Origin of the sequence: Streptomyces sp. NPDC006512 (assembly GCF_040611935.1) — a bacterium.
In the GTDB taxonomy this organism is placed as follows: domain Bacteria; phylum Actinomycetota; class Actinomycetes; order Streptomycetales; family Streptomycetaceae; genus Streptomyces.
Genome location: NZ_JBEXPG010000055.1, coordinates 37,371 through 57,908 on the forward strand (window position 1 = coordinate 37,371; position 20,538 = coordinate 57,908).

The window sequence follows — 20,538 nt, forward strand, 5'->3', positions numbered from 1 at the left end:
ACGATAACAGGGTCTCTGAGATGGGGCGGGGCACTCGGTCGGCTCAACGCAACCAGGCACTCCTCCGCGCTCCGTGCCAGGCTCGACAAGGATCGATCGCCCCACCACACACAACGAGGAGTACCACCCTCATGGGCATCAAGGACGAAATGCAGGAGAAGGCTCAGAAGGCCAAGGACAAGCTCCAGGGCAAGCAGGACGAAGCCTCCCAGCGGGGCCGCACCGAGCAGGACCGCCTCCGCGAGCGCGCCGACGAAGCCCGTCAGAGCGGCCAGAAGTCCTTCGACGACATCCAGGACGACCTGGACGACCGCCGGTAGCAGGACGAGGTCCACGGCACCGGAGCCCGCATTCCCTTGGGGGATGCGGGCCACAGCCGCGTCCGCCGCAGCAGCCTCGGCCCCGGCACCCCGGACCCCGCCATTCTGAGGATGTCGAGAACGTGCGACCGGCTCCGTCCCAGGGGCATCGGAGGCCGCCACCGGCCGCACGAGGAAGAAGGAGAGGCCAGCATGGCGATTCAGCGGATGGACAACGTCGGCATCGTCGTCGAGGACATGGACGCCGCCATCGCGTACTTCGTGGAACTCGGCATGGAGCTGGAGGGCAGGGCGGAGGTCAAGGGTCTCGTCGCCGACCAGTGCACCGGACTCGACGGCGTCCACTGTGACATCGCGATGCTCCGGACCCCGGACGGTCACAGCCGGCTCGAGCTGTCGAAGTACCGCAGCCCCGCGGCGATCAGTACCGGGCCGCGCAACCGGCCGCACAACGTTCTCGGCACGCACCGCGTCATGTTCGCCGTCGACGACATCGAGGACACCGTGGCCCGCCTGCGCCCTCACGGCGCCGAACTCCTCGGGGAGATGGCCCGGTTCGAGGACAGCTATCTGCTCTGCTACGTCCGCGGCCCGGAGGGCGTCATCGTCGGTCTGGCCGAGCAACTGCACTGAGAAGAAGCGACAACGCAGGAGGAGCACGTGGCCCAGCTGCTGAGAGTCCAGAACTTCAACGTCTCGAGTGACGGGATCGGCGCCGGTGAGGAGCAGACCCTTGAGAGGCCATTCGGTCACGTCGATCCCGAGAGGCTGTTCGCCTGGGCCGGCGCCACGGCGAGCTGGCCCATGCGCACCGACCCCGGAGGGAGCCGGGGCCTCGACGACTACTTCACGCGGGACTACGCCCGCAACATCGGCGCCGAGATCATGGGCCGCAACAAGTTCGGACCCCAGCGCGGGCCCTGGCTCAACCATGAGTGGCAGGGCTGGTGGGGTGACGAGCCTCCGTTCCACACCCCGGTGTTCGTCCTGACCCACCACGAGCGTCCTTCCTTCACGCTGTCCGACACCACGTTCCACTTCGTCGACGGCGACCCCGCCGAGGTCCTCCGGCAGGCCCGGGAAGCGGCGCAGGGCAAGGACGTCCGGCTCGGCGGCGGGGCCACGACCATCCGGCAGTTCCTCGACGCCGACCTCGTCGACACCCTGCACGTGGCGGTCTCACCGATGGAGCTCGGGTCAGGAGTACGTCTCTGGGAGTCCCCCGACGAGCTGCTCGACCGGTTCCACCTGGAGGTCGTTCCGAGCCCGAGCGGGGTGACGCACCACCTGTTCTGGCGGAAGTGACCTGCTCTCGGGGCCGGCCACGGCCCCGCGCGACGCCGGTCACGGCGCCGTCGAACCCGTACGTCCGCACGCCTTCCGCTGCCCGTCGGGGCCGCCGTGGCAAGCTGACGATCGTCACGCTTCGTGAGCGGTACGCGCTGCGGCAGGGCGCGTCCTGCCGCCTCCAGCAGAGGAAGGACACCTCCATGACGATGTTGATCTCGTTCCCCGGCCCCAACCTGAAGTGGAAGGAACTGCCGGGCACGAGCGGTCTGGTGCAGTACGCCAACGTACGCGGCGACGTCCTCGGCGACGGACCGTACGAGGCGTTCCTGAGCGTCCGTGCCGGTACCGAACACGGGCCGCGGCTGCACAGCGTCGACCTGACCGTGGTCGTGCTGGGCGGAACCTACTACGTGGTGGACCACGGCAAGCTCACCGAGCACCCGGCGGGCTCCTACTTCCACGTGCCCGCCGGCCACCCGTACGAAAGCGGTGCCCGCCCCGGGCGGGACTGCCTGATCTTCCAGCAGCAGCCGGCCGGCTTCGACCTCACCCCTGCCTGACGCCCGGGGGCGACTCGACCACAGGCCGTGGTCCGTTCAAATCTCTGCGTACTGGACCGCTTCGTGCAGCGCGGCGGGGGCGCTGGGCCGGCCCATGAGGACGCACAGGGTGAACAGGGTGTCTTCGAAGGCGCGGCGTGCGTCGTGGTCGGTCGGGGTGGCGGTCAGGCGCAGGCGGGCTTCGAAGAACCGGCCGAGGGCCTGTTCGGCGTCCGACTGGAGCGGGACCAGGGGCGGGCGGTCGGCTCGGGGCGCGGTGTCCGCGCTGCGGGCGGCGTGGACGGCCTGGCGCAGGGCCCGCTCCGTACGGACGGGTACGGGTACGCCGCGTGCGGCGTCGAACAGCGCGGCGGCGAGGACGGCCTCCGGCAGACCGGCCCGCGCGGCAGCGGCGGACAGGATGCGCTCGGCCTCGCGGGCCGGGGCCGGGGTGGTCGCCATCAGCGTGCCCACCGCCCACGAAACAGCCTGGTCAGGCCGCACCGGCACGGCGGAGGTGCCGACGGCCCGGGGGGCGTGGCGGGGGCCGGCTTCACGGCCGGGCCGCCTCTTCCGGATCTTGCCGGTTGGGCCGGTGCCGGGCGGCACCGGCCCGGCAAGATCGGGAAGGGACGGCCTGGGGGTCAGGGGGGTCGATGCGGTCATGGCGGTCACTGGCTTTCGGGCGGACACGTTCAGGTGAGCAGGGAGCGGGTGGCGGTGAGGCGGAAGAGCCGCTCGACGGGTCGGCTGGCGGCCGTCACGCGCAGGCTGCGGCCGGCCCGCAGGGCGGCGAGGCGTGCGGTCAGCAGGGCGTTCAGGCCTGCGCAGTCACAGAAGGTGACGCTCCGCATGTCGACGAGGAGGGTGCAGCGGTGGGAGGTCAGGGCGATCAGCAGGATTTCGCGCAGGGCCGCCGCGTTGTGGAAGTCGATCTCGCCGCTCACGCACGCGCGGACCGGCAGCCCCGACATCGCGGGGGTGATGCCGATCTCAAGGACGTCGGCCATTACGGCCTCGGGGACCTCCGGGGCCGCTGCGGCCTCCGCGGCCTCGCAGTGATCGTCGCGCACCATCGTGGTCATGTTTGCCTCCCCACACGCTCTGGGGCCAGCTGCCTTTGGCTTCCATCAGCATCGTCGGCACCCGGCGGACGTACGTCAAGAATCACCCGGAAATCAGGACGTACGTACGAAACCGGCGCCTCGCTCTCCCGCTACTGCCCGGGGGTGCCGCTGCCGGATCCGGGGGTTTCCCGGTTGCCGGGATCGTCGAGCGCGTCGCGCTTGCCCTCACCGCCCGCCTTGTCCAGTGCGGTGATCTCCGGGTAGTGCAGGTCGAAGGCCGGGCATTCGGAGCGGATGCGCGGCAGGGTGAGGAAATTGTGCCGGGGCGGCGGGCAGGACGTGGCCCACTCCAGCGAGCGGCCGAATCCCCAAGGGTCGTCGACGGTGACCTTGGGGGCGGTCGTCGCCGTCTTCCACACGTTGTAGAGGAACGGCAGGGTGGACAGGCCCAGCAGGAACGCGCCGATGGTCGAGAGGGTGTTCAGGGCGGTGAATCCGTCAGCGCTCAGGTAGTCGGCGTAGCGGCGGGGCATGCCTTCGGCACCGAGCCAGTGCTGGACGAGGAAGGTGGTGTGGAAACCGATGAACAGGGTCCAGAAGTGGATCTTCCCCAGGCGCTCGTCGAGCATGGTGCCGGCCATCTTCGGCCACCAGAAGTAGAAGCCGGCGAACGTCGCGAAGACGACGGTGCCGAAGACCACGTAGTGGAAGTGCGCGACCACGAAGTAGGAGTCGGTGACCTGGAAGTCCATCGGAGGGGAAGCCAGGATGATGCCGGTCAGCCCTCCGAACAGGAAGGTGACCAGGAATCCGACGGACCACAGCATCGGCGTCTCGAACGAGATCGAGCCCTGCCACATCGTGCCGATCCAGTTGAAGAACTTCACGCCCGTGGGCACCGCGATCAGGAACGTCATGAACGAGAAGAACGGCAGGAGGACCGCCCCGGTGGCGAACATGTGGTGCGCCCAGACGGTGACGGACAAGCCCGCGATCGCGATCGTGGCGCCCACGAGGCCGAGGTAGCCGAAGAGGGGTTTGCGGGAGAAGACCGGGAAGATCTCGGTGACGATGCCGAAGAACGGCAGGGCGATGATGTAGACCTCCGGGTGCCCGAAGAACCAGAACAGGTGCTGCCACAGCAGGGCACCGCCGTTGGACGGGTCGAAGACGTGGGCACCGAACTTTCGGTCCGCCTCCAGCACGAGCAGGGCGGCCGCCAGCACGGGGAACGCGAACAGGACGAGAACCGACGTGAGCAGGACGTTCCAGGTGAAGATCGGCATCCGGAACATGGTCATGCCCGGACCGCGCATGCAGATGATCGTGGTGACGAAGTTGACCGCGCCGAGGATCGTGCCGAACCCGGACAACGCCAGCCCCATGATCCACATGTCACCGCCGATGGACGGGGTGCGCTGGATGTTGCTGAGGGGCGTGTACGCGGTCCAGCCGAAGTCGGCGGCGCCCTGCGGGGTGAGGAGGCTCCCCACGATGATCAGCCCACCGAAGAGGAACAGCCAGAACGACAGCATGTTCAGCCGGGGGAACGCCACGTCGGGCGCCCCGATCTGCAACGGCATGATCGCGTTGGCGAACCCGGCGAAGGTCGGCGTCGCGAAGAAGAGCAGCATGATCGTGCCGTGCAGGGTGAAGATCTGGTTGTACTGCTCGTTGGAGACGATCTGCATCCCCGGCCGGGCCAGCTCGGCCCGCAGCAGCAACGCCATGACGCCGCCGATGAGGAAGAAGCCGAACGAGGCGATCAGGTAGAGGTGGCCGATCTTCTTGTGGTCCGTCGTCGTCAGCCACGACACGAGCAGCCGGCCCGGGGTCCGGGCCGTGACCGGGACCGGTGTCACCGGTTCGGTCGACGTCACCATGCCGCACCTGCGGTGACGCGGTGGTCGCCGCGCAGCCCGTGCTCCAGCAGGTACTCGAACTGCATGTGGCCGAGCGCCGGCCAGCGCTCATGGCTTCGGCTGCCGACGGCGGCCTGCGGACTGCGGGCGGCGTCGGAAGCCATCACGGCCCGGTAGTAGGACACGTGATCCCTGTGTTTGAGCCGCAGCCAGCCGTCCCGGGCCGATCGCAGCAGATACGGGCCGACCCGTTCGGGATGGCGCAGGGCGTAGCCGACGCGGTGGGTGAGTGCGGCACGGTTCGTCGAGAGCGAAGCAGGGGTCTTCTGGGGCATCTGGGTCCACCGTCCGAGAGAAGCGGGGGCAACGCGTGCGAAGGAGAGCCGGAGAGGGGGCCTCGGCTCTTCGGTCCGCTCTCGGACAAGCGTGACCTGGAAGACGGCGATCCTCGATGATTGCGGCTACGCCGGAAAGGTGGTGTCCCGTGCCCGCCGCCCCGTCGGGACCTCGTTACTTCTTCGACGTGCGGCTGACGCCGGACGCGATCTGGGAGACGCGCGGGCCGGAGATGCCGAGGGCCTTGGCCACCTCAGCGAGGGACTGGGTGGCACGCAGCTCGACGACGGCGGCCTGCCGGGTCGCGCGGAGTTCGGCCTGGAGAGCGGGGACGGCGTCGAGGACGGTTCCGATGGCGCGGGCCCGCTCGGCGGGGTCCGGGACGGCCGCGAGGTCCGCGATCACGGAGCGGATGGCATCGACGGCGGGAGAGGTCTCGCTCATGGATTTAAGGATACCCCTAGAGAGGGCGGACAGGGCCGCCCCTCGTCACGGCCGCGGGGTGATGCGCGGCAGCAGTTGCTCGACGTGCGTGTTCAGGTGCAGTTGGAGCAGGCGGTGCGGGAAGAAGAACCCGCTGTCGGTACGGAAGAGCAGCACCCGTTCCTCCGCCGTGTGCAGGAACCGCCGGTAGCGGTACGGGGTGCGTCCCCGGTGGGCGAGGATCGCGCGGATCGTCCAGTGCCGCAGGACGGCCAGGCCGCCGAACCGGAATCCGCGCACCACCGCGAACAGGACGCCCAGCAGGGCGGCGACGAAGGCGGCGCGGCGCAGGTCGTGGCCCGGTGTCGCCAGGCCGACCAACACCATCAGGCCGACGACGGCCACGGCCAGCCCGGCGAAGCCATGGGCCACGGAGAACCGGACCGTACGGCGCATGCCCTCGTTGGGGCGGGGGCGGCGGTCCTGGAGCGACGGCTCGAACTGGTTGCCGATGAGGTAGACGACACCGAGCAGTGCGGCCGCGACCGGGGCCATCCATCCCGGCTCGGGGCACAGCAGGTGGACGACGTAACCGAGCAGGGCCTCGATGGCGACCCACATGAACAGCGCCAACGCCCCCCGCACGATGTGGAACTTGACCTTGGAGTAGATCATCCGTTCACTGCGCCGCCAGGTCCACCGCATCTGCTCCACCGGCTGGAAGACGTCCGTCAAGGAGCCTTCTATCTGCGTGGCCGTGACCCACAGGTACGCGAGCGCCACCACCACCGGTCCCGGTGCCGTCAGGTCGACGTGTCCCACGTAGACCATGAGGTACACCATGACGACCATCAGAGGGCCGGTGGCGGCAACGGGCCCCAGAACGGCTCCCCGGTCACGGTCGTCGCGGTCGTGGTGGCCGTCCGCCGCGCCGCCTCCGCCCCTTCTCCCGGCTCCCCCGGCTCCCCCGGCTCCGTCGGCCTCGTCGGCCTCGTCGGCCTCGTCGGCCTTGAGGGTGCGGGTCTCCGAGTGGTAGGCCGTCACCGCGCAGGTGGCCGCCATGGCGGTGGCGAGCGCCGCCGCGCCGGCGACGCTGGCCTCCAGCACTCCGGCGTGCACGGCCGCGGCCACCCACAGGACGGGCAGTCCCAGCGCGCAGACCGACATGGCGAGGTTCGGAACGATCCTGGGGAGCAGTTGTTCCGTGCGGGACAGCCAGCCGAGGTCGAGCCGGTCCAGATAGAGCACGTGTTCCTGCCGCTCGGTGAGGGTCCGTGCGAGCCAGGTCAGCCAGGTCAGCGTCCGCTCCGGGGAGTCGTCCGGCCGGGGGCGCTCGCGCAGCAGGCACTCGCGCACGTACGCGTCGAAGATCCGGCCGCGGCGCTCGGCCGGGCTGCCCGGGCGGCGCAGGTCGTCGGCGGACCTGTGGCGGTACGTGACGCGGATGAACCCGAGCATCATCGGGGAGCGGAGCAGTTGCCAGAGGTCCGGGTCCTCCTCCAGGGCGACGTGCACGTCCGCCAGGGCCTGCCGGTCGGCGGTGAGGAACTCCTGGACGTCCTGCCGGCTCGGCGGCTGGATCTCCACGTACCGCAGGGCCCTGAGGTCGAAGGCGAGGCGGCGCAGATCGGCCTCGTCCGTGCGGCAGCCGACGGCCATGCCGGGGCAGATACGGCGCAGGCGTCGCAGTTCCGCGACGCACTTGGAACGGTCCGCCTCCGGAACCTCGTCCAGGCCGTCCAGTACGGGGAGCAGGCGGTGTTCGCTCAGCCAGGTCCGCACCAGGATCCCGGAGATCCCGGTGTACTGCCGCCCCATCGCGGTGACCAGCCATTCCTCGAACGGCTCACCGCGGTAGGTGTCCAGGCGCAGGTAGACGGGGACGTGGAGGGGTTCCGCTTCGTCGGTCCCCTCCAGGGCTTCCACGGCCAGCCGGTGGGCGAGCCTGGCGAGTTGGGTGGTCTTGCCCATGCCGGGCCGGCCGAGCAGCACGAGGTCGTCGGTGTCCTCGAAGAGCGTACGGATGTTCGTCACCGGGGTCGGCGCAGCCACCGGCTCGGCCCGGCGGGCCCGCCTCCCCCTGCGGCCGCGCCCGGTGCCGGCGTCCTCGCGCACGGTGAGAATCGTGTACCTCGGCTGGAGGTAGAGGTGGGCCTCCGCGCGTCCCCACTCGACGGCGGTCCGGTCGCGGACCTGCTTGACCAGACGGCGGCGCAGGCGTACCGCGGCGCTGTCCCGGCGGACCCGGCGGGGCCAGGTGAGTACGAGGACGACCCAGGCGAGGACGGCCCGCACGGACCGGCGGACCGGGTAGCGACGCAGGTCCCCGTCGGGGCCGGTGCCGGTCCCCGGGGAGTGCGGCGGCTCCGCGGCCCCGGGCTCCGGGGGCGGTATCCGCCGTACGCGGTCCCCCTCCGCGTTCCCGTCCTCGTGCCGATGCCCGCCCGCGTGCCCGTCCGCGGAGTCGTCCGCGGAGTCGTCTTCGACGCCGGGCAGCGGCGGAACCGGTTCCGGTGTCTCCTCGGTGGCCGCCGACTCCTGCTCGGCCGCGGCCCGGTGCCAGCGGGGTTCCCACTCGGCAGGGTCCCCGCGCAGCGCGGTGACCATGGACAGGAACGGGATCAGCTGCGGCCGCCGCTTGCCCGAGAAGGCCTCCGAGACGTACGACCGGCTGAGGTGGGCCGCATCGGCGAGTGCCGTCACGGTGGGCCGTTCGGCCGGATCGAGCGCCTCGTACAGCTCGTCGTGGACCCGACTCATGAGCGTGGCCCAGGGACGTAACTCCGGCGGGGCCGCTGCCGGGTCGGGGCGCTGGGGGCCCCGTGGCCGGAAGCCGGCAGATGCTGTCATCCGTTCTCCTCGTTCACGAGCCGTTCATCGGCGTTCACTCGTTCACGGCTGCCGGTCGTCCCTGGTGGGAGGGGGTGCGGCGGGCGTAGAACCGTACTCGTCGGAGTCGCCGGCCCCGTCCCGCACGGTCGGCACCGGGCCGCCTGGCCCACCCCGAAGCACTCATCTTGGCCATCGGAACGTCGCGTGTACGGCCAACCGCCAGGTTCGAAGCATTTGTTGGCGGATCAGCCGAATCCCGCGCGTCCGTGGGCCACCGTCCGCTCCCTGTCGCACGAGGAGTCCTCCATGACCTCCCCATCCCGCCTTCTGACCTCCCTCGGCGGCCTGTTGACGGCTGCCGTGGGCGTACTGACCCGCGCCCCCTGGTGGGTGATCGCGGGCCTGGCGTTCGCCGGGCTGTTGGTGCTGCGGGCCGAGGCGCTGGTGAACGCGCGCAACGAGGCGCGCCGCGGGCACCACGAGGACCGTCTCCTGGGCCAGGTACCCCGGAGGCAGGCCCTCGCGTACCTGCGGGAGGTCAGGCGCGACCGCTCCGCGCCGGAGCCGGAGCCGATGTCCGACGCGGAAGGCGACACGGGAGTGAGGTGACGGGGGGCGCCGGTCGGGCTTGGGGCATCGTGGTCCTAGGCTGGTCACAGGGGGCGCGCGCCGGCTGTGCCACTTCGCCGGTCATCGCGCTTCGCCGCGGGGGAGGAAAAGCACATGCGCCGTCATCTCCGGTTCTTCACGGTGTTCTCGGTCTTTGCCGTCGCCGTCGGCGGCGGTCTCGTGTTCGACTCGTTCTCATCAGGAGCGTTGAGCATGGCCGAGATGAGGGAGGCGCTGCCGCGTGGGAAGGACGTCGCCGGTTACCAAGTAGCGGCTGTCGAAGAGGAGTACACCGACCGTCCGTCGGCCGACCTCCCCTGCGGCAAGGTGTCGGTGGCCATCGCTTCGGCTGGGCGTGCTCCTGAGGCCTCGGTCCAGGTGGTTCTGGTCCCCCGGGGGCGAAGCGGTCACGAGCAGGTGGTCAAGTCCTACAGCTTCTCCGAGGACGACGCGGTGCGGGTGATGAAGAGAATCAGGGCGGCGATCGCGGACTGTGCGCATTACAACGCCTGGTACGCGGACCTCTACACCCGCCACGGCCTGAAGCCGGCGCGGTCGCCGTACCAGGTGGGGGACGACACGTTCAGCTACCGCCGGCTCGATCCGCCGGCCGGGGACAAGGACGCGGGAGGGGCCCCGGTCCCGCTGGGGCCGGGACCGCTTCAGGAGCCCGGCAAGACGATCACCCTCGTGCGCACCGGCGGCGTGATCAGCCAGTACCCGGACCCCGTACCGGAAGCGGTGGCCGAAGACCTCGACCGACGCTTCCGCCGGGCCCTGACCGACTGACAGCGGACATCGCCGCGGCGTGGCCCTCGCATTCACCCCGCGCGCGGAAGAAAAACGCCTTGGCCGGTTCGCCGCGGAGCTGCGACGATGCCCTCCTTATCGCTAGCGGAGGGCATTTGTTCGTTTTCGTGTGTGCTGGGTGCGGCGCCAGACTGACCGTCCCGCTGTCCCAGGTCGCACTGCCGGCCCATGCACATCAGAAGTACGGGAACGGGATCCAACTCCCGGTGCTCATGGAGTCGGGCACGTTCGCCGTGGAACCGGAGCCCTGGGGGCCGCCGTGGCGGCGGTGGGACGAGATCGGTCCGGACGAGGCGGCCGCCCGAGGCATTTGCGCTCCGGTCTACGCCGTGTCCGACGGGTGGCCCGGCAGCGTCGTCATCGCACCGGGGGATGCGCGCGGCACCGTGCTCGTACCGGAGGAAGGCGGCGGCTACTGCTGCGGCCTCGACTGGGGTGACGGCCCCAACATGGCCTGCGAGGCGTGCGGTCTGGCCGTGGCGAGCCGGATCGACGACTGCTCCCTGTGGCAGGCGGTATGGCTCGCGCCGGACGCCGTACGTCCCGTCCCCGTCGACAACGCCGGTCCCGCGATGCTCTCTTGGGCGGAAGTGCTGGCGGAGGGAAGGGCCACGCCCCCGGTCGCGCCGATCACCACGTGGGGCTCGCTGCTCGGGCTGGACCACTGGTGGTCATGGAACCCGCAGTGGGAGGCAGCCGCCGGCCAGGCCCTGGCCCATCTGCTGGCCGCCTCGGACGGTCGGCCGGTGACCGTCCCGCTGGGTCTGACCGCGCAGGTCTTCCAACGCGCCCTCGACGCCCTGCTGCCCGCGGGCCGGCGCGCACGGCGCGCCGTCCTGGCCGGACCGGGGCTGTCCGAGCCCGAGCCGCACGCCGACATCATCCTCGTACCGATCCACCCGCAGACGGGGCGACCCTGGAGCCCGGCCGGCCCGGCCGGCCCGGCTTCATCGGCATATCCCGTACCGCTGCCGTTCGGCGTGTGGATGTCATTGGCCTTCCCCGTACGAGACCTGCGCCTCCCCACCTCGGGAACCCTGCCCGACGGCGTGCTCCGCGACGACCCGCCCGTACCGCGCCCCCATCGCCTGTTCCGGGCCGACCCGGAGACCTTCCGGCACACGCTGGTCCGGTTGCCGGCCGCTCGCAGCCCGTGGCTGCGCGAGATCCTAGAGAACCTCACGCACCACATGCGCGCCGGAATCTTCTAGTGCCGTGGCCGGAAAGGTTTGCCGGGACGGGGCGTCCGGGCCGGGACCGAACCCCCTGACGATCAGCCAGCCGGCCAGCCCCAGCTCCCAGGCGAACACCGGGAGCGCGGCGGCCGCCCCCGCCACGGAGAGCTGCGCGTAGGCCCCGAACATCACGGCGACGGCCGAGGCGCAGATCAGCGGCCCGCCGACGAGCCCGAGCACGGCGATGAAGCGCGGGACGAGCCGTGCGCGGTACGCCAGGTACGCGAGCAGGACGGTGTTCAGTCCGAGGGCGATGTTGGGCCCGAGCAGGAACGTCCAGTCGCGCACGGCCGCCAGCGCGACGTCGGCGCCGTCCGGCGCTCCCGCCTCCCGCCGCAGGGTGACGAGCGCCAGGACGGCGACGATCCCGAGGGCGATGACGGCCGCCTCCAGCAGCCGCCCGAAGGCGTACCCGAGCGCGAGCCCCTCGCCGTGGCGGCGCAGGACGGGGAACAGCGCCGCCCCGGTGCCGGCCACCGCCACCACCAGCACCACCTCGCACAACACCCCGAGCAGCGCCCACGTGTCGGCGCCCTGCGCGAGCCGGCCGTCCGCCGCGCCCAGCAGGGGGCGGTACAGAACCGTCCCGGCTATCGCGGCGGCCTCGGTCAGCAGGAACAGCGACCCGGCGGCCACCGCGGTTCTCCGGTCCGGACTCATCTTCTCGGTACCTCTCACTCGAAGGCGGTGTACGCCGTACACCTGGCGGCGATCCTAGGTGTACGACGTACACTCGTCAAGGAAAGGGCGCTGCCGAGAAGAAGGGGCCGGACCGGAATGACCCGGCAGGAAACCACGCACACGCCACGGATCCCCCTGAACAGGGACCGCGTCCTGCGCGCCGCCGTCGCGCTCGCCGACGCCACCGGCATCGACGCGCTCAGCATGCGCAGGCTCGCGCAGGAGCTGGACGTCGTACCGATGGCGCTCTACAAGCACGTGGCCAACAAGGAGGAACTGCTCGACGGCATGGCCGACGCCGTCATCGAGGAGATCGACCCGCCGGCCGCGGGCCCCGACTGGCGGCACGTGGTCCGCGGGCGGATCCTCTCGGCCCGACGGGTCCTGCTGCGCCACCCCTGGGCGGCCCGGGTCATCGAGTCGCGGACCGGGCCCACCCCGGCCGTGCTGGCGTACCTGGACTCGATGGCCGGGAGCTTCCGCGAAGGCGGCCTCTCCGCCGACCTCACGCACCACGTCATGCACGCCATGGGCAGCCGACTGCTCGGCTTCAGCCAGGAACTGTTCGCCACCTCGGGCCCCTCGGCCCCCTCCGGCCCGCCCGACCCCGGGCTGGCGGCGCGCTACCCGCACATCGCGGAACTCGCCGCGACGGCCGCGCACGACGGGGGTTCCACGGTCGGTGGCGGCTGCGACGACCAGTACGAGTTCGAATTCGCCCTGGACCTCCTCCTGGACGGCTTCGAAAACCTCCGCCGCCAGGGCTGGACGTCCTCCCGGAAGGCGTAGCAGGCGCGTTGGGCGGGGACCGGCGGAGCTCCGAGCGCGGGAAGGAGACCCGGCCGGGGCGCCATGCCGCTCTTTCGACATATCCGCTCGACACCATGACGTCGACTGCGTTGGCTGTACGTCATGCCAGAACTGAGTACCGATCGTCTCCTGCTCCGCCGGTGGCGGGAGTCCGACCTCGGACCGTGGGCAGCCATGAACACCGACCCCGAAGTCCGGGAACACCTGGGTGAACTGCTGACGCGGGAGCAGAGCGATGCGGCGATGGCACTCATGCGCGCCGAGTTCGACGGGCGGGGCTTCGGGTGGCGGTTGACGCGTACGGCATGGGCCGGTCAGCCGCCCTGGCCGGCGCTTCCGATCGGGCCGACCTTGACCGGGGTGCCGGGGCCCTCCGTGACGGGCAGCGTCGCGGCGCCCGGCCAGGCGAGGGTGACGGACTTCGTCTCGTCCGGCGGGGTCACGACCAGCCCCGTGATGCGGACGCCCGAGCCGCCCGACGTGTTGAGCGGGTAGGTGACTCCGAAGGAGATCGTCGCCCCGCTCTTGAGCACGGCCGGGCCGGGATGCTCGCCCGTGCGCTGTGCGGACAGCGACCCCGAGCTGGTCTTCAGGTCTACGCCCGCGTACTCGGAGAGCGTGCAGTCCCGGCCGCCGCGGTTCTTCAGCTGGACCGCGACCGTACCGTCGGTGTCGCCGCCGACGGTGGCGTCGATCGCCGTGATCTCCAGGTCGTCAGTACGGCACTTGGCGTCCTTGCCGTTCTTGCCGTCCTTGCCGTTCCCGGCGGAGCCGGTCCCGGCGGCCGTACCCTTCCCGTTGGAACCCGTCCCGGCAGAGTCCTTGCCGCCCGCCTGAGCCGGACCCCCCGGGCTCGAACCGCCCGACGCGGACGGGGCGGACGCGGACGGCGACGCGGTGGACGCGGACGACGCACCTCCTTGAGCCGCACCGGCGTCGCCGTTCTGGCACGCCGTCAGCGAGAGACCGGCGGCAACGGCCAGGGCTGCGAAGGTGAGCTGGTGAACGCGCATCGTGGCTTCCTCGGAATCGGTTGGCAGGATCGGCCGCTCGGGTCGGTACGAACGAGCCTTCTGATCACCAAGACCCGTCCGGATGGTGAACCGTTCCGCCCGACCGCCGCTTCATACTTTCCTGTTACACACAGCCGACCACGACGCGCCCGACCGCCGCACGCACCACGCCGAACGAAGCCGCCTACCAGCCAGTAGTAAGGTTCCCGCCACCCCGCACAACTGTTCCCGGCCCCCCGGCCGCTGATACAGAACCGCGACCAAGCGGATCTTGACCACGCGGGTGGCCAACGGGCCGAGGCTGGTACGGGCCCTCAGCACCGGCCGCCCGCGGAGCGGTCGCGGCGTCGCGCAGAACTGCTGTACGGCGGTCAGCGCAGTTCGCGTAGCCGCTGTACCTGACGGGCCATGAGCTCGGCCGGGAACTCCATGGTTTCCGCGGAGGGGGACGGGGCCAGCTCGAATTCGGCGATCACCGAGCCGATCCGCACCACCGTCACCTTGCGGATGGTCCGGACCTCCTTCACGTCGGGGTTGATGTCACTGACATCGGTCCAGGACGTCAGGGTGAAGGCGACCGCCTCGTCGCCGTGCGCGGGCGCGCCGACCGGGGCAAGAACGGTACGTGTCCCGCCGGCGGCGCCGGGCGTCCGGTAGTCCCGGCAGTCCGGCAACGCCTGACGGAGCCGGCTGAACTCCGCTGCGGCCGAGGCCGGTTCGGAGTGAGCGGTGAGCACGGTGGTGCCGTTCCACTCGAGGTTCTCCCGGCTGGCGAACGTCTGGATCACCGTCGTGGGCCGCGGCCCGTCCCCGTACCGGTCGACGACCGGCACACAAGCGGGATCGCCGACCGTCTTGGCGGCTGCCTTCGGCTGGCGCTCGTACACCTTCTTCTCGCTCGACCCGGCGGGAGCGGTCTCGCCGTCCGGCAGGGCCGCCGTGAGCAGTTCGGCGGCGTCGAGCCGCCGGGAGGTGAGGGGCGGCTGCGTCGACGACGAGCCGTCGGCCGAGGCGGAAGGCGTGGCCCCGCGCCCCTTCGGCGTCGCGCTACCGGCAGGGCCCGCGGCGGTGCATCCCGCACTCAGCAGCGCTGCCACCAGCAGCGTCGCGACCGCCGCGACCGCTCCGCCACCTGTGATGTTCACGCACACTCCCCTGGCGAGTCAGCTCTGTCCCGGATGTGACCAGGACGGATGGCCGAAGGTTGTACCGGCCGGGTACAGGGCCGTGCCCGTGGCCGCTGGGAGCCGCTCTGGGCGACTTTCCGGCTGCGCACGACGGGGCCGCGATGGCCGCGGACCCGCGGTGCTGGGGGTGGCGGGTCAGGCGAGGGCCGGTGCGTGGGTCTGGGTGGCAGAGATGAGCCCGGCCAGTGAGGTGCGGGTTTCCGACAGCGCTGCGATCCGGTCGTCCAGACCCTGGAGGTGTTTCTGGAGGGTCTCCAGCTGACAGTCGGCGACCGTACCGTCCTGGTGAACGCACGGCAGGAGATCGCGGATGACCCGGGTCGGAAGGCCGGCGTCGAGCAGTGCGCGGATGCGGCGGACCGCGGCGGGGGCAGCGTCGTCGTAGCGGCGGTGGCCGCTGTCGAGACGGTAGGACGTCAGGAGGCCCTGCTCCTCGTAGTAGCGCAGGAGCCGCACGGACGTGTCCGTTGCTGCGGCGAGCTCACCGATCTTCATGTGGCGCCCCTCACAATCCCTTGAACCTCACATTGATGTGAGATCTTAGCGTGAGGGTCATGACGAACACGGAACACCCCATTGCCCTCTACGGTTTCCTTCGCCCCCGGCCGGAGCGCGCCGACGAGGTCCGCCGCATCCTCTCCTCCTTCGTGGAACCCACCCGGCAAGAGCCCGGCAACTTGCAGTACCACCTGCACGAGCACGAGGACGGCCGGTTCTTCCTGTACGAGGTCTGGCGCTCACAGGAAGACCTGGACCGGCACAACGCGACGCCCCCTCTGCGCGCCTTCCTGGAGAACCTGTCGACCTTCCTGGAGGAAGCCCCGGACGGCTACTTCGACACCATGCTCAGCCCGTATCCCGGGGCGGAACCGGTGGCCGCCTGAGAATGCGTCGACTGGCGGGAGCAAGGGCAGGATCCGTTCCGGGGCCGCCCGCGTTCCCCGGTACCGCGCTTCGAGATCGGTTCGCGCGGGGCGGACCCGTCGTCGCGGTGTGGCGGGCGGGTGACCCGCCCGCAGCCACGGCCGTGCCGACACGCCCGCCCGCTGTCCGCCGCCGACCATTGGCCCTGCGCTTCCCCGTCCCCGCAGCTGTCAGGAGCTCCTCGTGCTGGTGCGAGCACGGGGTGGCGGCGAGGTCCAGGCGTAGAACGTCGATGGAGTAGGGAACGTCATGCTGCTGGAGAACAAGACCGCCATCGTCTACGGCGGGGCCGGAGCGATCGGTTCCGCGGTCGCCCGCGTCTTTGCCGGCGAAGGCGCCGTGGTCCACTTGGCCGGGCGCACCCTCGCACCCCTGGAGGAACTGGCCGGCGCCATCGCCGAATCCGGGGGGCGCGTCGAGTTCGCCACGCTCGACGCGACCGACCGCGCCGCGGTCGAGCAACATGCCGATGCCGTCGCCCGGCACTCCGGGGGGATCGACATCGCCTTCAACGCCACTTCCAACGACGACCTGCACGGCACCCCGCTGGTCGACATGGCCGACGAGGACGTACTGCGTCCCGTCATCAAGGCGGTCACCACTCATTTGACCCTGGCCACCGCCGTCGCCCGCCACATGATCCCCCGCCACACCGGGGTGATCCTGGCCATGGGTGGCGGCCGAGAGGCCATCCCCGGCCTCGGCGGCTCGCACATCGCCTGGTCCGCGCTCTCCGGTCTGTGCCGCCAGCTCGCCGGCGAGCTCGGCCCGCACGGCATCCGGTCGGCCTGGCTGCTCTCCCCCGGCTCCCCCGACCCGTCGAACCCGCCCGAGGAAGACCCCGAGGCGACCGCGACCCTGCTCCACCGCCGGCCCCGTCTCGAAGACGTCGCCTACGCCGCGGCCTTCCTCGCCTCCGACCGCGCGCCGACCATGACCGCCACGGAGTTCAATGTCACCGGCGGCGCCGTCATCGACTGAACGCGGGCGCCGAGCTGATCCCGGCGATCCGTTCGATCGGCACCTGTCGGTGACCGAGGCGCGGGCAGCGGGCTTCGGGCTCGGGCTTGGGGCTTCGGGGCAGTGCGACCTCAGGTGAGCTGGAAGGATCGCAATCGGTCCGCGATGCCGTACGAGTCGAGGCGCAGGGCGCGGACGTCGTTGATGAGGTCGCGCCACGGCTCGTACTCGCCATCGACCCGCTTCCCCGAAGCCTCCAGATAGGCGAGGGCGATGCCGTAGCCGTACGCCTCGTTCCGGGCCGGCAGCGGGCGCAGGAGAACGCACTCCTCCAGGAAGACGGCCGCACGCCAGAAGGCGTCCGGGTCCGCCTGGTCGAGGCGGGGGGTGTTGACCCGGTGCCGGGCGGCCATGCCGACCAGGGCGGAGAGGTCGTTGACGGTCAGGTCGGAGCGGAGGATGTCCTCCTGGCGGTCCAGGAGCCATCGGTAGTCGACGAGCAGTTCCACCGGTTCAGGCCGCCTGCGGGGTCGCGTGGGCGGCGGCCGGCGGCAGCGGACCGAAGTCGGCGTCGAAGCGGTCCAGGATGCCGGGCGCGGCGATGGCCCGCCGGAACGCGGCCGTGGCGGTGCCGAGCAGCTTCTCGTGCTCCTTCTCCGCGGCCACCTTGGCGAGGTAGTCCTTCATGGACATGCCCTCGTCGTCGGCCAGGGCTTTGAGGCGGTCCCGGGTGGTGTCGTCGATCTTCACGCTGGTATCTGCCATGTCTTCGAGTATGCCCGTCGGCATACCGCACTGACTACCGGTTCGAGGATTACGGCTCTGACCAGCGATTACGTAGCCGAGAAGCCTCCGGATCACGTGCGCTCGCCATGCCGCAGGCAGGCCCCGGGGCCCTTCCGTCCCGGCCCACGTCAGCCGGCCTGGGCGCCCGCGGCGCCCTCGGCCTTCGCGGCGTCCTCGGCCTCCCAGCGCAGCAGGTCGCCCGGCTGGCAGTCGAGCACCTCGCAGAGCGCGGCGAGCGTCGCGAAGCGCACCGCCTTGGCGCGGCCGTTCTTGAGTACGGCCAGGTTGGCGGGTGTGATCCCCACGCGGTCCGCGAGCTCGCCCACGGACATCTTCCGCCTGGCCAGCATCACGTCGATGTCGACGGCGATCGGCATCAAATGACCTCGTCCAGCTCGGCCTGCATCTGCGCGGCTTCGACGTCGCGCGCGACGGCCTGGGCGAGCAGCATCCTCAGCACGAACACGATGAGCGCGACCCCCAGGATGGCCAGGCCCACGCCGCCCATGATGACGGTGACACCCGGATCTTCCCGCTGGCCCGGCGCATTGAGGGCCGTGACCACGAACCACATGAGGGCGGCCGACACGATCGCGCCGATCACGAAGTCCACGTACCGGAAGGCGGCGTGGGAGAAAACCGTTCCACGTCGCACCATCGTCACCAGCCGCCATACACAGACCAGGGCGACCTGGGCCGACCCCATGCCCAGGATCGTGATCACGCGCAGCGCGGTCAGCGGGAGCGACCCGTCCTCGGGGTCGCCCCCGCTGACCAACACCCACACCATCGACGCCTGCACGAACACCGTGCCGACCAACACCACCGCGAGCACGGCACGCAACGCACGCACTGCCAGCTTTCCCATGACCCATCCTTCAATCGACTTACGATGGGAATCTATCGAATGTCGATAGGTTCGGCAAGGGTGGCTTCGGATCGAACACCAGGTGCTTCACCTGGGCTCCTGGGCTCCTGGACTCCCCGTCGAGGCCGTCGGGGAGTCCGGCGTTTCGTAGCCTGACCCCCGTACGACACACGGGACTTGACCGCGTGCGGAGGACGGTCACATCACGAGGCCGCCCCGCCCGCGCACCTGGCCACCCGATGATCCATCGCCGACCGAGAGGACATTCGACCCATGTGGTCTTCCATAGTCGCCGTAGTAGGCACCCTGGCGGGCGTCCTGGCCGCCGGCCTCCTCCAGCACCGCGCCGCCCGTACCGCCCGCGCCGAGGACCGTGCCGATGCCCGCCGCCAGGAGAAGCTCGCCGCGGTGACGGATCTCGCCGCCGCCCTGGACGCCCACCGGTCAGCGATGTTCCACCGGGAACGCCTGGCCATGACCGACACTCCCGACGGCGCCGCCGACCCCGACGCGCGACTGGCCGCGCAGACGACTTCTCACGACACCCGCACGGCGATCACCGCGCCCCTGGTCCGGCTCCAAGTACTCGTTCCCGAACTCACCGCGCCCGCCCAGAGCGCCGCCGAAGCCACGTACGCCCTGCGCACCGCCAGCACCACCCCCGAGCTGCACGCCCTGCGCCAAGCCGCGAAGGCCGCATCCGCCACCTTCGTCACTGCGGCCGCCGCGCTGCTCACCCCCGACCACCACTGAACGCTCACGCGGCATCCGTGCCGACCCCCGCTGGTCAGAGGCCCGAGGTCGGCCTCGCGCGCCGCCGACGCCTCGATCACCGGCTCCAGGTGACCGTGCTCCAGCAGGAGGTCCTGCTCTTCCCGGTGGAAGGCCGTCCGGGCGAACGGCGGGCGTGTGTGACGCAGCGGCACGGGCGGGCCGGACACAGTGGCCCGGGGCCGGCTTCGGCCTCGTCCCTCCAGGAAGAGGAGAATCCGGTGTCGGCGGACAAGACGAAGGGCGCGGAGCTCGCGGCGCAGATGCTCCAGGGCGTCAGCGATGAGCACATGCGGGCGGCCACCCGGCTCCTGGGTTCCCATCAGGACGGGCTATGGCTCCGGCGCTTCGCCGAGGACGGGGAACTCGAGGACGCTGCGGGACGGCAGCTGATCGCCCGTACCGGCGGGATCGACTGGGACGCGCTCGCCCGGCTGATGCGTACCCCGGGGTGGTCGAACCGAGCCACCAGCAGCGAGGCCGCCATGCTGGAGGTCGCGGTCTCCTTGGTGGGCGACTGCGCCGTCAATCTCCGGCAAGTCCTCCGCGTCGTCGACGACGCGGAGTTCCAGCTCTTGCTGCGGGCGCTCGGCGAGGCCATGCACGGCGAAGGCGGCTGAGTCCGTCGCCAAGAGAAGGAGAACGCCGTCGCCGCCAGGCGGCTGATGCCGGTGATGCCGCCACGGTGTCGAACCTTCAAAGCGGTACATCCAGTGACGTTCGGTGAGATTCGGGCGGCTCGGGGGTGAGCCGTCCCATAGGCCCCACGTCACATACGACCCGGGGTAGTAGGCCTTGCGGGCCGGTACGGCTCCCCGTGCCCGAGGCTCCGGCCCGCACCCCGCCGGCGGTCCGGGGGTCCCCGGCTGCGAAGGCGGGTAGTAAGCGGGCTCGTTGCCAGGCGGGTGGGGGGTCGGTAGAACTGGATGTGTCGCCGGGCGGCCCGGGTGCTTCGCTCACCTGCCGCTGACGAACCGCTCTCCACCGCGTGAAGGGATCACGCATGCCTTCGGCATGCCGCGACCGCCCTTGTTCCCTGTGGAAGGTTTCCCTGTGTCGAACGCTGTCATCCGCCGCATCGCCGCTTCGAAGAAGACCCTCGCGGGTGCCGTCGTCGCCCTCGGTGTCGCCGGTTCGATGCTCGCCACGGTTCCCGCCCAGGCGGCCCCGACGAGCGCCAAGGCGATCGCCCAGCAGATGATCAAGGACCCGGCG

25 protein-coding genes and 2 pseudogenes are annotated in these 20,538 nt (G+C 70.9%); 13 read left to right on the plus strand and 14 right to left on the minus strand.

Going from position 1 to position 20,538, the window contains the following annotated elements; translation table 11 throughout:
• The first annotated feature begins 131 nt into the window (after window positions 1–131).
• From ABZZ17_RS30585 to ABZZ17_RS30600, 4 genes are all read left to right on the plus strand, one after another.
• Complete coding sequence (locus ABZZ17_RS30585; protein WP_356880772.1) at window positions 132–320, plus strand: hypothetical protein; 189 nt, start codon at window positions 132–134, stop codon at window positions 318–320.
• Window positions 321–512: 192 nt separating this feature from the next.
• Window positions 513–953 (plus strand): VOC family protein, encoded by a 441-nt coding sequence (locus ABZZ17_RS30590; RefSeq protein ID WP_356880774.1) that lies wholly within the window; start codon window positions 513–515, stop codon window positions 951–953.
• Window positions 954–980: 27 nt separating this feature from the next.
• Window positions 981–1,625: a dihydrofolate reductase family protein gene (locus ABZZ17_RS30595; RefSeq protein ID WP_356880776.1), complete on the plus strand. Its 645-nt coding sequence runs from the start codon at window positions 981–983 to the stop codon at window positions 1,623–1,625.
• A 185-nt stretch (window positions 1,626–1,810) separates the two neighbouring features.
• The gene (locus tag ABZZ17_RS30600) at window positions 1,811–2,170 is read left to right on the plus strand and encodes a hypothetical protein (RefSeq protein ID WP_356880778.1); all 360 of its coding nucleotides are present in this window, start codon (window positions 1,811–1,813) and stop codon (window positions 2,168–2,170) included.
• A gap of 36 nt (window positions 2,171–2,206) precedes the next feature.
• Here the strand turns inward: ABZZ17_RS30600 and ABZZ17_RS30605 are convergent, their stop codons facing one another.
• The 6 genes and pseudogenes from ABZZ17_RS30605 to ABZZ17_RS30630 form a co-directional block, all read right to left on the minus strand.
• Window positions 2,207–2,611, minus strand: a complete 405-nt coding sequence (locus tag ABZZ17_RS30605) for a DUF5133 domain-containing protein (RefSeq protein ID WP_356880780.1) — start codon at window positions 2,609–2,611, stop codon at window positions 2,207–2,209.
• A 233-nt stretch (window positions 2,612–2,844) separates the two neighbouring features.
• Window positions 2,845–3,234 (minus strand): STAS domain-containing protein, encoded by a 390-nt coding sequence (locus tag ABZZ17_RS30610; protein WP_356880782.1) that lies wholly within the window; start codon window positions 3,232–3,234, stop codon window positions 2,845–2,847.
• A gap of 131 nt (window positions 3,235–3,365) precedes the next feature.
• The gene (gene ctaD, locus ABZZ17_RS30615) at window positions 3,366–5,099 is read right to left on the minus strand and encodes a cytochrome c oxidase subunit I (RefSeq protein ID WP_356880784.1); all 1,734 of its coding nucleotides are present in this window, start codon (window positions 5,097–5,099) and stop codon (window positions 3,366–3,368) included.
• A 14-nt stretch (window positions 5,100–5,113) separates the two neighbouring features.
• A pseudogene (locus tag ABZZ17_RS30620) lies at window positions 5,114–5,413 on the minus strand (methyltransferase); the annotation flags it as partial.
• A gap of 175 nt (window positions 5,414–5,588) precedes the next feature.
• On the minus strand, window positions 5,589–5,858 hold the full coding sequence (locus ABZZ17_RS30625) for an RNA polymerase subunit sigma-70 (protein WP_356880786.1): 270 nt from the start codon (window positions 5,856–5,858) through the stop codon (window positions 5,589–5,591).
• 45 nt (window positions 5,859–5,903) lie between these two features.
• Complete coding sequence (locus tag ABZZ17_RS30630; RefSeq protein ID WP_356880788.1) at window positions 5,904–8,597, minus strand: NACHT domain-containing protein; 2,694 nt, start codon at window positions 8,595–8,597, stop codon at window positions 5,904–5,906.
• Window positions 8,598–8,975: 378 nt separating this feature from the next.
• On the opposite strand from ABZZ17_RS30630, the gene ABZZ17_RS30635 reads away from it, so the two are divergent.
• The 3 genes from ABZZ17_RS30635 to ABZZ17_RS30645 all read left to right on the plus strand — a co-directional run bounded on the left by ABZZ17_RS30635 (window position 8,976) and on the right by ABZZ17_RS30645 (window position 11,299).
• Complete coding sequence (locus ABZZ17_RS30635) at window positions 8,976–9,278, plus strand: hypothetical protein (protein ID WP_356880790.1); 303 nt, start codon at window positions 8,976–8,978, stop codon at window positions 9,276–9,278.
• A gap of 114 nt (window positions 9,279–9,392) precedes the next feature.
• Complete coding sequence (locus ABZZ17_RS30640; RefSeq protein WP_356880792.1) at window positions 9,393–10,067, plus strand: hypothetical protein; 675 nt, start codon at window positions 9,393–9,395, stop codon at window positions 10,065–10,067.
• Window positions 10,068–10,183: 116 nt separating this feature from the next.
• Entirely contained in the window at window positions 10,184–11,299 is a 1,116-nt protein-coding gene (locus ABZZ17_RS30645) for a hypothetical protein (RefSeq protein WP_356880794.1), read from the plus strand.
• Here ABZZ17_RS30645 and ABZZ17_RS30650 read toward each other — a convergent pair.
• Window positions 11,258–11,983, minus strand: a complete 726-nt coding sequence (locus tag ABZZ17_RS30650; protein ID WP_356880796.1) for a DUF4386 domain-containing protein — start codon at window positions 11,981–11,983, stop codon at window positions 11,258–11,260. The two genes, ABZZ17_RS30645 and ABZZ17_RS30650, sit on opposite strands and share 42 nt — an antisense overlap.
• A 117-nt stretch (window positions 11,984–12,100) precedes the next feature.
• Between ABZZ17_RS30650 and ABZZ17_RS30655 the strand changes: the two genes are divergently transcribed.
• Both ABZZ17_RS30655 and ABZZ17_RS30660 read left to right on the plus strand, forming a co-directional pair.
• Window positions 12,101–12,793, plus strand: coding sequence for a TetR/AcrR family transcriptional regulator C-terminal domain-containing protein (locus ABZZ17_RS30655; RefSeq protein WP_356880798.1), 693 nt, complete (start codon window positions 12,101–12,103; stop codon window positions 12,791–12,793).
• A 123-nt stretch (window positions 12,794–12,916) separates the two neighbouring features.
• A pseudogene (locus ABZZ17_RS30660) lies at window positions 12,917–13,102 on the plus strand (GNAT family N-acetyltransferase); the annotation flags it as partial.
• 26 nt (window positions 13,103–13,128) lie between these two features.
• On the opposite strand, the gene ABZZ17_RS30665 reads toward ABZZ17_RS30660, so the two are convergent.
• From ABZZ17_RS30665 to ABZZ17_RS30675, 3 genes are all read right to left on the minus strand, one after another.
• A complete protein-coding gene (locus tag ABZZ17_RS30665; RefSeq protein WP_356880800.1) occupies window positions 13,129–13,827 on the minus strand; it encodes a DUF4232 domain-containing protein in 699 nt (232 codons plus the stop codon).
• Window positions 13,828–14,198: 371 nt separating this feature from the next.
• On the minus strand, window positions 14,199–14,972 hold the full coding sequence (locus ABZZ17_RS30670) for a hypothetical protein (RefSeq protein ID WP_356880802.1): 774 nt from the start codon (window positions 14,970–14,972) through the stop codon (window positions 14,199–14,201).
• A 177-nt stretch (window positions 14,973–15,149) separates the two neighbouring features.
• A complete protein-coding gene (locus ABZZ17_RS30675; protein ID WP_356880804.1) occupies window positions 15,150–15,509 on the minus strand; it encodes a MerR family transcriptional regulator in 360 nt (119 codons plus the stop codon).
• Window positions 15,510–15,568: 59 nt separating this feature from the next.
• On the opposite strand from ABZZ17_RS30675, the gene ABZZ17_RS30680 reads away from it, so the two are divergent.
• Together ABZZ17_RS30680 and ABZZ17_RS30685 are read left to right on the plus strand one after the other, a co-directional pair.
• A complete protein-coding gene (locus tag ABZZ17_RS30680; protein WP_356880806.1) occupies window positions 15,569–15,898 on the plus strand; it encodes a putative quinol monooxygenase in 330 nt (109 codons plus the stop codon).
• A 289-nt stretch (window positions 15,899–16,187) separates the two neighbouring features.
• Window positions 16,188–16,919 carry an SDR family oxidoreductase gene (locus ABZZ17_RS30685; RefSeq protein ID WP_356880808.1) on the plus strand — a complete coding sequence of 244 codons (732 nt, stop codon included), beginning with the start codon at window positions 16,188–16,190 and terminating at the stop codon, window positions 16,917–16,919.
• Between the two features lie 110 nt (window positions 16,920–17,029).
• Here the strand turns inward: ABZZ17_RS30685 and ABZZ17_RS30690 are convergent, their stop codons facing one another.
• The 4 genes from ABZZ17_RS30690 to ABZZ17_RS30705 form a co-directional block, all read right to left on the minus strand.
• Window positions 17,030–17,407 (minus strand): toxin Doc, encoded by a 378-nt coding sequence (locus ABZZ17_RS30690; RefSeq protein WP_356880810.1) that lies wholly within the window; start codon window positions 17,405–17,407, stop codon window positions 17,030–17,032.
• A 4-nt stretch (window positions 17,408–17,411) separates the two neighbouring features.
• Entirely contained in the window at window positions 17,412–17,663 is a 252-nt protein-coding gene (locus ABZZ17_RS30695; RefSeq protein ID WP_356880812.1) for an antitoxin MazE7, read from the minus strand.
• A gap of 149 nt (window positions 17,664–17,812) precedes the next feature.
• Window positions 17,813–18,061 carry a helix-turn-helix transcriptional regulator gene (locus ABZZ17_RS30700; protein ID WP_356880814.1) on the minus strand — a complete coding sequence of 83 codons (249 nt, stop codon included), beginning with the start codon at window positions 18,059–18,061 and terminating at the stop codon, window positions 17,813–17,815.
• Complete coding sequence (locus ABZZ17_RS30705) at window positions 18,061–18,552, minus strand: DUF2975 domain-containing protein (protein ID WP_356880816.1); 492 nt, start codon at window positions 18,550–18,552, stop codon at window positions 18,061–18,063. Before ABZZ17_RS30705 ends, ABZZ17_RS30700 begins: the two co-directional genes overlap by 1 nt.
• A gap of 273 nt (window positions 18,553–18,825) precedes the next feature.
• On the opposite strand from ABZZ17_RS30705, the gene ABZZ17_RS30710 reads away from it, so the two are divergent.
• Window positions 18,826–19,305 carry a protein kilB gene (locus ABZZ17_RS30710; protein ID WP_356880818.1) on the plus strand — a complete coding sequence of 160 codons (480 nt, stop codon included), beginning with the start codon at window positions 18,826–18,828 and terminating at the stop codon, window positions 19,303–19,305.
• A 17-nt stretch (window positions 19,306–19,322) separates the two neighbouring features.
• Window positions 19,323–19,943 carry a hypothetical protein gene (locus ABZZ17_RS30715; RefSeq protein ID WP_356880820.1) on the plus strand — a complete coding sequence of 207 codons (621 nt, stop codon included), beginning with the start codon at window positions 19,323–19,325 and terminating at the stop codon, window positions 19,941–19,943.
• Window positions 19,944–20,538: the final 595 nt, after the last annotated feature.